Origin of the sequence: Amycolatopsis sp. NPDC052450, assembly GCF_044547565.1 — a bacterium.
GTDB lineage: Bacteria > Actinomycetota > Actinomycetes > Mycobacteriales > Pseudonocardiaceae > Amycolatopsis.
In genome coordinates this window covers 143573-154815 of the sequence record NZ_JBIUAQ010000011.1, presented here as the reverse complement: position 1 = coordinate 154815, position 11243 = coordinate 143573, and the positions used below count along the sequence as shown (strand labels likewise).

At 67.4% G+C, this 11243-nt stretch carries 7 protein-coding genes and 1 tRNA gene; 4 read left to right on the top strand and 4 right to left on the bottom strand.

What is annotated here, in order from left to right; genetic code table 11:
• The first annotated feature begins 83 nt into the window (after nucleotides 1–83).
• A complete protein-coding gene (locus ACIHAO_RS20390) occupies nucleotides 84–749 on the top strand; it encodes a C39 family peptidase (RefSeq protein WP_396559998.1) in 666 nt (221 codons plus the stop codon).
• A 104-nt stretch (nucleotides 750–853) separates the two neighbouring features.
• Entirely contained in the window at nucleotides 854–1810 is a 957-nt protein-coding gene (locus ACIHAO_RS20385; protein ID WP_125791268.1) for a glycoside hydrolase family 6 protein, read from the top strand.
• 196 nt (nucleotides 1811–2006) lie between these two features.
• Here the strand turns inward: ACIHAO_RS20385 and otsB are convergent, their stop codons facing one another.
• From otsB to ACIHAO_RS20370, 3 genes are all read right to left on the bottom strand, one after another.
• On the bottom strand, nucleotides 2007–4535 hold the full coding sequence (gene otsB / locus ACIHAO_RS20380) for a trehalose-phosphatase (protein ID WP_396559995.1): 2529 nt from the start codon (nucleotides 4533–4535) through the stop codon (nucleotides 2007–2009).
• Between the two features lie 36 nt (nucleotides 4536–4571).
• Nucleotides 4572–6023, bottom strand: a complete 1452-nt coding sequence (locus ACIHAO_RS20375) for a trehalose-6-phosphate synthase (protein WP_396559993.1) — start codon at nucleotides 6021–6023, stop codon at nucleotides 4572–4574.
• Between the two features lie 81 nt (nucleotides 6024–6104).
• Nucleotides 6105–7670 carry a threonine/serine exporter ThrE family protein gene (locus ACIHAO_RS20370; protein WP_396559991.1) on the bottom strand — a complete coding sequence of 522 codons (1566 nt, stop codon included), beginning with the start codon at nucleotides 7668–7670 and terminating at the stop codon, nucleotides 6105–6107.
• A 149-nt stretch (nucleotides 7671–7819) separates the two neighbouring features.
• On the opposite strand from ACIHAO_RS20370, the gene ACIHAO_RS20365 reads away from it, so the two are divergent.
• Nucleotides 7820–9388, top strand: a complete 1569-nt coding sequence (locus ACIHAO_RS20365; protein ID WP_396559989.1) for an alkaline phosphatase D family protein — start codon at nucleotides 7820–7822, stop codon at nucleotides 9386–9388.
• Between the two features lie 44 nt (nucleotides 9389–9432).
• Nucleotides 9433–9505 (top strand) — tRNA-Thr (locus ACIHAO_RS20360).
• Between the two features lie 1238 nt (nucleotides 9506–10743).
• Here ACIHAO_RS20360 and ACIHAO_RS20355 read toward each other — a convergent pair.
• On the bottom strand, nucleotides 10744–11243 hold a 500-nt coding region (locus ACIHAO_RS20355), incomplete at its 5' end, for a tetratricopeptide repeat protein (protein ID WP_396559987.1).

Below are 11243 nucleotides of genomic sequence, written 5' to 3'. Positions count from 1 at the left end.
GATGAGACGGCAGACAAAAGCCTCGTCACGGGCGATCCTGTTCACTATTCACCGATCCGAAGTGAAACTGGGGAAGGATTACCATGCGTCGACTCAGGACCGCGGTCGTCGCCGCGCTCGCGGTGTCCGCACTGATCACCGCTCCGGCGGTGGCCGTCGCTCAAGGTGAGAACGTCGTACCCGCGCCCGGCTTCGTGAATGCGATGGCGCCGCCAGCCAAGGTCGAAGGGGTCAGGGCCGCCGCGGAGCTCAACATCCAGTACCAGATCCAGGAGACCGGGTACTGGTGCGGCCCGGCAGCCACCCGCATCGCCATCTCGGCGAAGAACGGCAACCCGCCGAGCCAGCAGCAGCTCGCGAACGAGCTCCCGACCAGCACCAACGGCACCGACTGGATCGGGCAGGTCACCCGCGTCCTCAACAACCACGTCGCCGGTGGCTGGTACGAGACCAAGGAGATGCCGAACGACCCGCCGACCCAGGCGCAGCGCGACCTCCTGTGGCGCGACATCGTGCTGGACGTCGACAAGGGCTACGCGATCGTCGCGAACATCGTCGCCCCGGCGAACAACCACCCGCCGGGCTACCCGAACTACACGATCTACCACTACTTCACGATCATCGGCTACAACAGCGACAACATGACGGTGAAGATCGCCGACCCGGCCAACTTCGGCGGCAACCAGATCTACTGGCTCACCTTCAACCAGCTCGCCACCCTGATCCCGCCGAAGGGCTACTCGGCCTGACCCCTTCGCCATTCGGCACCTGCTTGCGACACTTCGCGCCGCAAGCAGGTGCCGAATGGCCGGGTTGTACGAATCTTGTACGGGCGGGCCCGAAGCTGGTGATCATGCGCATCAAGACGCTCGGTCTGGTGGCCGCCTCGTTGCTGGCCCTCATCGCCGCCCCGGCCCACGCCGCCGACGGCAACCCCCTTGAGAAGACCAACGGCTTCTACGTCGACCCGAACTCCAACCCCGCCGCCTGGGTGAAGAACAACCCGGGCAGCACCGCCGACAAGATCAAGGCCGCCATCTCCACGAAGGCGGGCGCGCGCTGGTTCGGCAACTGGAGCGGGAACATCAAGACGGCCGTCGACGGCTACACCTACGCCGCCGACGTCGCGGACAAGCTGCCGATCCTGGTCGCCTACAACATCCCCGGTCGCGACTGCGGCGGTCACTCCGGTGGCGGCGCTGGCAGCCCGGAGGCGTACCGCACCTGGATCTCGAACTTCGCCGACGGCATCGGCGGCAAACCCGCGGTCGTCGTCATCGAGCCGGACGCGCTCGCGCAGGTCGACTGCCTGCCCGCCGGTGAGCGCCAGACCCGCCTCGACCTGCTCAAGTACGCCGCGGAGCAGTTCGCCGCGAAGGCCCCGAACACCTGGGCGTACATGGACGGCGGCAACTCGACCTGGATCCCGGCCGCGACCATGGCCGACCGGCTCAACGCCGTCGGCGTGAAGTCGATCCGCGGTCTCGCGATCAACGTGTCGAACTACAAGACCACCACCGACTCGGCGAACTACGGCAAGGCCGTCAGCGCGGCGCTGTCGAGCAAGTACGGCTACACCAAGCCGTTCGTGATCGACACGAGCCGCAACGGCAACGGGCCGCTCGGCTCCGAATGGTGCAACCCGGCCGGGCGCAAGCTCGGGGCGACCTCGCAGACCGGCGGCGGCGCCGAGATGCTGCTGTGGGTCAAGGTGCCGGGTGACTCCGACGGCAAATGCGGTATCGCGCCGAACGTCGAAGCCGGTCAGTTCAGCCCCGACCTGGCCCTGCGCCTGATCAGCGGGACCTGACCGCTCCCTCAAGACCCGTCGCGCCGGCTGTTCGTCTGTGACTTTCGTTCTCCCGAGAAGGCGAAGGCCACGACCCCTTGGACAGCAGCCGGCGCGACGCCTCCAATTCACGCGCTTCGGGTGCCACCGAACGTCAGGAAAGGGTCGTTCAGGACGAAAAACGTCCTGAACGACCCTTTCCTGATATTTGAGCGGGCTACCGGGAAAGCAGGTTCGCGCAGCGGATCAGCCCGATGTGCGAGTACGCCTGCGGGTGGTTGCCCAGCGAGCGTTCCGCGATCGGGTCGAACTGCTCGGGCAGCAGACCGGTCGGGCCGGCGGCGTCGACGATCTGCGTGAACAGTTCCTCGGCCTCGGTGCGCCGCCCGGTGAGCAGGTACGCCTCGATGAGCCAGGCCGCGCAGATGTGGAAGCCACCCTCGCCGCCGGGGAGGCCGTCGTCGCGGCGGTAACGGTACACAGTGGATCCACTGCGCAGTTCCGCCTCGATCGCGGTCACCGTGGACTGGAAGCGCGGGTCGGCCGGGTCGATCAGCCCGGTCAGCCCGACGAACAGCGAAGCGGCGTCGAGGTCTGTTCCGTCGTAGGCGGTGGTGAAGGCCTGGACCTCTTCGTTCCAGCCCTTGTCCAGCACGTCCGCGGCGATCTCGTCACGCAGCGAGGGCCACGCGCCCGGCACCGCCCGGCCGTAGACCTCGCCCAGTTTGATCGCCCTGTCGATGGTCACCCAGCACATCACCCGCGAGTACACCCGGTGGCGCGGCACGTGCCGCTCCTCCCAGATGCCGTGGTCCGGCTCGTTCCAGCGCCGCGTGACGGCCTCGGCCATCGCGCGCACCATCTGCCAGTCCTCGTCGCGCAGTTCGCCGCGCGCCTCCGCCAGGGTCTGCACGAGTTCGACGACCGGGCCGAAAACGTCCAGCTGCACCTGGTGGTTCGCGAGGTTGCCGACGCGGACCGGCCGCGAACCGGCGTATCCCGGCAGCGATTCGATGACCGCTTCGGCACCGATCACGCTGCCCGCCAAGGTGTACAGCGGGTGCAGCCGTTCCGGGCCTGCCAAAGTGGACAGCACGCCGTGCAGCCAGCGGAGGTAGCCTTCGGCCTCTTCGGTCGAGCCGAGGTGGACCAGTTCGCGCACGGTCATGGCCGCGTCGCGGATCCAGCAGTAGCGGTAGTCCCAGTTGCGGACGCCGCCGATCTCCTCCGGCAGCGAAGACGTCGCCGCCGCGAGCACGCCGCCGGTGTCGGCGTTGACCAGGCCGCGCAAGGTCAGCGCCGAGCGGCCGACGAGGTCGGTCTGGACGCTGGGCAGTTTGAGCGTCTGCGCCCAGGTGCTCCAGTAGTCGCCCGCGCGCGAGCGTCGCTCCACTTCGGACAGTTCGTGCGCACCGAGATCCGAGGTGCCGCAACGGAGTTCGAGCACCACCGGGTTCTCCGGGGAGGGAGTGACGAGCGCCGTCGCGGTGTCGTTCATCCCGTCGGAGGTGATCTCCCACTCCACGCCCGGCGAACGCAGCGCGAACGGTTCCGAGGTGCCCTGCACCAGGATCCCGTCCTTGTCGGCGACCAGCTTCACCGGCACGCCACCGAATTCGGGGCGCGGCGCGAAAACGATCTCCGCGGCCGCCTCGCCCGAGATCACCCGGACGAGATCCGTGCGGTGCGCGGGGCTCTCCGGCTCGAGGTAGTCGGTGACGAGCAGCCGCGACCAGCGGGTCTCGACCGTCATCGTGTTCGGCAGGTAACGCTGCCCGAGCGGCAGGCCGTTGCGGTGCGGCTTGATCGAGAAGTGACCGGCGCCGGCGCCGCCGAGCAGATCCGCGAAGATCGCGGGCGCGTCGGGGCCGGGGTGGCACAGCCAGGTCAGCCGGGCGTCCGGCGTGACGAGCGCGACCGAGCGTTCGTTGGCCAGCATGGAAAGCCGCTCGATCGGCGGGGCCTGCTCGCCGTAGAGCCAGTTGCGCCGCTCTTCGAGGAGGAAGGCGAGCGCCATCGCGACGTCGACGGTGTCCGGAACGCGGTACTGCGCGAGGCTTTCCCCGTCGCCGACCTTCACGCCGAGGTCCGGGCCGGAGATCCGGGCGAACGCCTTCTCGTCGGTGACGTCGTCGCCGAGGAAGACCGCCGCCGTCGCGCCGACCTGGTGACGCAGGGTGTCCAGCGCGCGGCCCTTGTCCGTCTGGACGACCGCGAGCTCGACGACCTCCTTGCCGTCGGTCGTGGACACGCCCTCCCACTTCGACGGTCCATTGTGGACATCGCGCAGGACCCGGCGGCCCGCCTCGTGCTCGGCCCGGCGGACGTGCACCGCGATGCTCGCGGGCTTGACCTCGAGCGAGACGCCCGGCACGTCGAGCACCAGGTTCTCCAGCTCGGCTTCAAGCCGCCTGTGGAGCTCGCGGGCCTTGTCGTCGAGCGCGTGGATGAAGCCGATGTCGAACTCGGATCCGTGGCTGCCGACCAGGTTCACCTCGGCCGGGAGACGGGACAGGGTGGCGAGATCGCGCAGCGCACGGCCGGAGATGACCGCGGTGGTCGTCTCGTGCAGGCCGGCCAGCGACCTGAGCGCGCCTACCGATTCGGGCAGCGGCCGGGCTTCGTCCGGATTGGCCGTGATCGGAGCGAGCGTGCCGTCGTAGTCGCAGGCGACCAGCAGCCGCGGCGTGCGCGCGACCTGGACAATCGCGCGCCTCAGCTCGGCGGGCAGTGCCTCGGCGGTCAACGATTTCTCCTCGGAGCTAAGCGGGGTATGGGGGAATCAGTCGGCCGGTTCGGCACCGAGCGCCTGAAGGAACGAGCGCGCCCAGCGGTCGACGTCATGCGTGAGGACCTGTCGACGCATGGCGCGCATACGGCGGCGTCCCTCTGCGGGGTCGAGCGTAATGGCAGTCTCCAAGGCGTTCTTCACCCCGTCCAGGTCATGGGGGTTGACCAGGAGTGCACTGGTCAGCTCCGCCGCGGCGCCGGCGAATTCCGAGAGCACGAGCGCGCCACCCAGGTCGTGGCGGCAGGCGACGTACTCCTTGCAGACGAGGTTCATCCCGTCACGCAAAGGAGTGACCACCATGACGTCGGCCGCGGAGAAGAACGCGGCCAGCTCCGTCCGGTTCACGGACTGATGCAGATAGTGCACGACCGGGTGACCCACGCGGGCGAATTCGCCGTTGATCCTGCCGACCATCTGCTCGATGTCGCCGCGCATCCGCTGGTAGTGCTCGACGCGCTCGCGGCTCGGCGTGGCCAGCTGGACGAACGTGACGTCCTCCGGGCGGACGCGGCCTTCGTGCAGCAACTCGTGCAGCGCCTGCAACCGCAGGTCGATGCCCTTCGTGTAGTCGAGCCTGTCGACGCCGAGCAGGACCTTCTTCGGATTGCCCAAGTCGCGGCGCAGCTGGGCGGCGCGTTCGGCGACGCCCTTGGTCTTGGCGAGTTTGTCGAGGCCGATGGCGTCGATGGAGATCGGGAACGCGCCGACCCGCACGGTGCGGTCGCCGACCTGCATCAGACCGGGGCGGGTGCGGATGCCGACCGCGCCGCGGCTGGATTCGAGACCGGCCAGCTGCCGCGCCAGCCAGAGGAAGTTCTGCGCGCCACCCGGCCGGTGGAAGCCGACGAGGTCGGCCCCGACCAGCCCGCGGACGATCTCGGTCCGCCACGGCATCTGCATGAACAACTCGACCGGGGGGAACGGGATGTGCAGGAAGAAGCCGATCCGCAGGTCGGGGCGCAGTTCGCGGAGCATCGCCGGTACCAGCTGCAACTGGTAGTCCTGGATCCACACGGTCGCGCCCTCGGCGGCGACCTTCGCGCTCGCCTCGGCGAAGCGCCGGTTCACCCGGACGTAGGACTCCCACCAGCTCCGGTCGAACACCGGCCTGGCCACCACGTCGTGGTACAGCGGCCAGAGCGTCGCGTTGGAGAAGCCTTCGTAGTAGTCGCGGACGTCGTCCGAGGTCAGGGAGACCGGGTGGAGGACCAAGCCGTCGTCGTCGAACTCCTCGACCTCGACGTCGGGCACGCCGGGCCAGCCGACCCAGGCGCCCTTGCGTGAGCGCAGGAACGGTTCGAGCGCCGACACCAGCCCGCCAGGGCTCGCCGTCCAGCGCCTGCTCCCGTCGGCGGTCCGTTCGAGGTCCACCGGGAGCCTGTTCGCCACCACCACGAAATCCGCGGAGGCCGTTCTGCTCGTCTCGGCAATCACTTCGTCCACCAGCCGCTCCCTCGATTCGCGGGTCGCTGCCCTAAGCGGAAACCCTATCGCGCGAGGAGGCCGCGGCCCGTCGGCGAGCGATCACTCCAAGCGTCGTTCGGCGGGTTCCATCGGACCCGCCATCCGTGGCCCGGCGAACTTGCGTTCGAGCCTGCCGAGCCCCGTCCGCACCGGTTGCGCGAGGTATTCGCCGAGTACCACGCCCGCTGCCAGGGCAAGCCCGATCGCGACCGCGGTCATCAGCGTCGAGATGTTCCCGCCGGGCTCGACGCCCAATTGGTATAGACCACGATAGGTGGAGAGGCCGGGGAGGAGGGGCGTGATGCCGGACACAGCCACCACGAGCGGCGTCACCTTGAGCCGCCTGGCGAGCACGCCACCGCAGAAACCGACCAGCGTGGCGGCGACGGCGGACGAACTGACGGCCTGGAAGTCCGTCAGCATCAAGGCGCCGTACACCGCGCCGCCGATGGCGCCGGCCGCACCGGCGACGATCATCGCGCGCAGCGTCGAATACGAGGCGAGCGCGAAGCAGGCCGACGCGCCGACGCTGCCGATGATGATGATCGGAAGCTGCTGCGGCGTCGAGGAGACGACCTCGGGCAGCGGTGTCAGCGGCAGGCCGAGCAGCACCGCGATCTTCAGCGCGAGCACCACCCCGGCGATCAGCCCGGCACTCATCAACGCGGTTTCCGTCGTGCGCCCGGCCGCCGTGACGTAGTAGCCGGTGATGGCGTCCTGCACGGCGGAGACCGTGGAAAGACCGGACAGCAGCACGGTGACGGCCGCCGCGACGACCAGCGTGGGTTTGTCCGTGGTGAGCAGATCGCTGCTGACTATCGCCATCGCCGACAGGGTCGCGACCAGGCCGCCGATCACCTGCTGGAAGAAGAACGGCAGCGCGAAGCGGTTGAGGAAACGGCCGAGCCGGTCGATGACCGCGCTGATCACGAGCGCGACCAGCGCGACGTCGATGCTGCCGCCGAGGATCAGGGTGATGAACGCGGCCAGCCCGCCCCAGGCGGCCGTGGCCACCCAACGGGGGTACGGGTGCGGCGCGGTCGTGAACCGCTGGAGTTCCTGCTGCGCCTCTTCGGCGGCGATGTTCCCGCGGACGATCCGGCGGACCAGCGTCTCCGTCTGGGTGAGCCGCGTGTAGTCGAGGCTGCGCGAACGGACCACGCGCAGCGCCGTCACCGGTGCCATGTCGGTACCGCGGTGGCAGGTCACCGTGATCGACGTGAAGATCACGTCGACCTCGCAGTGCGGAAGGCCGAGCGCGGAGGTCAGCGCGATGATCGTCGCGGTGACGTCGGAGGCACCGGCGCCGCTCGACATCTGGACCTCGCCGATGCGCAGGGCGAGGTCCAGGACGAAGTTGACCGTCGAGTCGTCGGGCGGCTTCGGGCCCATCGCCTCGTCGCTCTCGACAGCGGGCTGCTCGGCCGTCGGGGCTTCGAGGATCTGCCAGGCACGGCGGCGCAGCAGATTCGGCCGGTGCGAGCGGGCCTGGTGGATCGATCGCTCTCCGTCACGCTGGCGCGGGGCCTCCAACAGCCATTCGCCACGTTCGGGTGTTTCGTCCTGGTTCTTTTCGACACCGCGTTCGCCGCGCTGGGCCCCCTTGGTGTGCTCGTTGATCTTCATGATCGATCCACCTCCTCACTCTCTTCGCCGGTACATTCCCGAGGAGCATCGGGGGCGGCGGCCCGACCGTTGCAGGAAACCTGAAGTGGCGTCCACCACTTCAAAGGAAGATCATCGTCACTCGGTCGGTATGCGGCACACTCCATGTCATGGCGTCCTCCGTGAGCAGGCGATCCGTCCTTCGCGCGGCCGGTTTCACGGCGGCCGGAACAGCGGCGACATTCACCCTTTCGGGGGCATCTAGCGGGGCGGAGGCCCCGGTTTTCGCGCACGGCGTGGCCTCCGGCGACCCGATGCCCGATTCGGTGCTCCTCTGGACCCGGGTCACGCCCTCGGCCGAGGCGGTTCCGGGATCCGGAAAAGGGGCGCCGGTGGACGTCCGGTGGGAGGTGGCGAAGGACGCCGGATTCGACGGCGTCGTCGCTCGCGGTCACCTCCGGACCGGGCCGGAACGTGACCACACGGTGAAAGTGACAGCGGAAGGACTGTGCGCGTCGACGGCGTACTGGTACCGCTTCACGGCTCAAGGGAAGGTCTCGCAAACCGGGCGGACGCGCACCGCGCCTTCGCACGATGAAGACGTCGCGAGCCTGCAGTTCGGCGTCGTCTCGTGTGCGAACTGGGCTGTCGGTCACTTCGCCCCCTACGGCTATTTGGCCGACCGTGACGACCTGGACGCCTTCATTCACCTGGGTGACTACCTCTACGAAGGGAATCCCAACCCTGCGGGTGATCTTCGGCCCTCGGTACCGCCCAACGAGTTGATCACCCTCTCGGACTACCGGCAACGCCACGCGATGTACAAGACCGACGAGCACCTCCGGCGGCTCCACGCCCGCCACCCGATGGTCGCGACCTGGGACGACCACGAGGCCGCCGACAACGCCTGGTCCGGCGGGTCGCCGTCACACGATCCGGCGACCGAGGGCGACTGGCACGACCGGATGCGGGCCGCGCACCGGGCGTACTTCGAATGGATGCCGGTGCGGCATCGCGGCGACCGGCTGTACCGGCGGCTGAAGTTCGGGAAGCTGGCCGACCTCACCATGCTGGACCTGCGGACGTACCGGACCCGGCAGCCCGGCCCGGCTTCGGTGGAGGGCACCATCCTCGGCGCCGAGCAGCGGCAATGGTTCCTGGACGGCCTCGCGCGCGGGACCGCGTCCTGGAACCTGGTCGGGAACTCGGTGATGGTCACGCCGATCAAGATCCCCGCGCTGCCGACCCGCGAACGGCTCGCGCTCGGCGACCTGCTCGACGGCCAGCCGACCACGGTCAACACCGACCAGTGGGACGGTTACACCGAAGATCGCCGCCGGGTCCTCGACACGATCGCCGCACAGGGCCGGGGCAACACGGTGTTCCTGACCGGCGACGTCCACTCGTCGTGGGCGAACGACGTACCGCGGGACGGGACGAGCGTCGCGGTGGAGTTCGTCTGCCCGTCGGTCACCTCGGACAACATCGACGAGCAACTCGGCGTCCCGCCGCGGACGGGCTCGCTGAAGGTCGAGGCCGCGATCCGCGCGCTGAACCCGCACGTGCGCTTCGTGGAACTCGACTCGCACGGCCCCGGCGTCCTCGAAGTGACACCGGACGCCGTCCGGATGAACTGGTACTACGTCACCGACCGCCGCGACCCGGCGACCGCCGTGACGTTCGCGCACGCCTTCCGGGCCATCGCCGGCGAACCCCGGGTGCGCCCTGCGAAGAGCTGAACGGGCGCCGATATACTGGGCTCGCCCGGGCTGCCCTGGGCAAGGCCGCTATAGCTCAGCTGGTAGAGCATCTGTCTTGTAAACAGAAGGTCAGGGGTTCGAGCCCCCTTGGCGGCTCAAGATCAAATACCTCTCTGAACATAGAATCCTGGTTCCGGAAATTTCCTCAACCAGCTTGCTCAAGTCCACCCATACAGGACGACCCGGTCGCACCATGTGCAGATACCGAGGCCCCGGAGATGACGTGTCGCCGGTATCGAGCATACGTTTGATTATGCATCCAAGTTCGTGGTCTCAGTAGACGTCTTCCCGCACGCGTTCAGGTGGATCGCATGAAGAGACCTGAGACCCCGATCCGGCGTGGCAATCTACTTAACTCCCTGATCAGGGCTTCGCCGAGTGAGCCGACCGGGTCGAATCACGTTGAGTGATGTGGCGAACTGTTGCCTCCCCAACTGTTGCAACCGGGCTAGGAAGCATGGAGGGTGGCTCTTGTTGCCGGGTGGAGCGCCAACTCCACCCGGCAACCAAGAGTGTCACTTGAAGAAGTGAGCCATGATCGGGCTGATCAGAGGAATGAGCACGATAAGGAGCTTCAGGTACTGCACATGAAGCTCGCTGAAGTTGCGTCGGCCAGGGCTGTTACCCCTGGCCCGGCGCTTCTTTTGTCTTTCGGGGTGCTTGGGCAAAGCTGATCTCCAGGTGGAGACGGGCCTCTTGTCGAGGCGTTGGTGTTCCGACGTGGCCGGTCACGTCGGAACGAAGGGGCAACTCGTGTGTCGGGCTCGTGGCCCTCGAACGGTTGGTCGAAATGGTGGAGCGTCTGCCTGGACCGACGCAAGCTGACCTGGGGACCGACCTGTGGATAACTTGTGGAAGACCTTCTCGAACTGGGCACAGGCCGAGCGAAAGCTGTTCACACCTTGGGGGTAACTTTGGCGACAACCTAAAGTCCCTGTCCAGGACCTATGGGCGACCTGTGGAGAACTTTGTCTAAGTTTGCACGGCGTGTCGGGCAAAACTTGTTCTTCGGCGTGTCGCGGCGAGACGAAGACCCTGTCCAATAAGGGGCAGTGCCAGTACCGATGGTAAAGACCGTGGACTCACGTCGGAGGGCGTCATACGGCCGATTCGTGGTCACAGCTGCGGATCAATCGCCGACCACCTGAGGCTGTAGTTGATCAATGGGAGCCACGATGGGTGCGAACCTCAGTCGGGAGCATCCAAACAAGCCAGTTCAGGCACGCCCTAGTTCACGCCAACCAGCGGTAAACACCCCTTATGTCACTGACCAGCACTTTTGCAAGGCAGGGGTTGGCGCATTGGGTTGTGTGGTCACCTCAACTTTGTGCGGCTTAGGGCGCTGTTTTGCCTTCTGTTTGAGGGGAGATGGGTAGTTCGTCGGTTATCCAGGCCAGAACTCTCCGAGACAGATCAAGATCTTTAAGGTGCACTTCGGGGCGCTGTTCGGCTAGTTGACGGTGAGCCGTGACAGCTTCGGTGATGGCCTCGAGTGCTTCTTCCCGTCGCCCTAGGGCACCAAGGCTGATCGCGAGGTTATGGAGGCTTGTGGCGAGGTTGGGGAGGAAGGCGTCGGGGTGCTGTTCGGCCAGTCGGCGGTGGGTCTTGACGGCTTCGGTGGCGGCTTCGAGTGCTTCTTCCCGTCGTCCCAGGGCGCCCAGTCTGTTCGCGAGGTTGTTCAGGCTCATGGCGAGGTCGGGGAGGAAGGCGTCGGGGCGCTGTTCGGCCAGTCGGCGTCGGATCGTGACGGCTTCGGTGATGGCCTCGAGGCCAGCTTCGTGCCTTCCCATATCGCCCAGGCGGCCCGCGAGGATGTTCAGGCTCATGGCGAGGT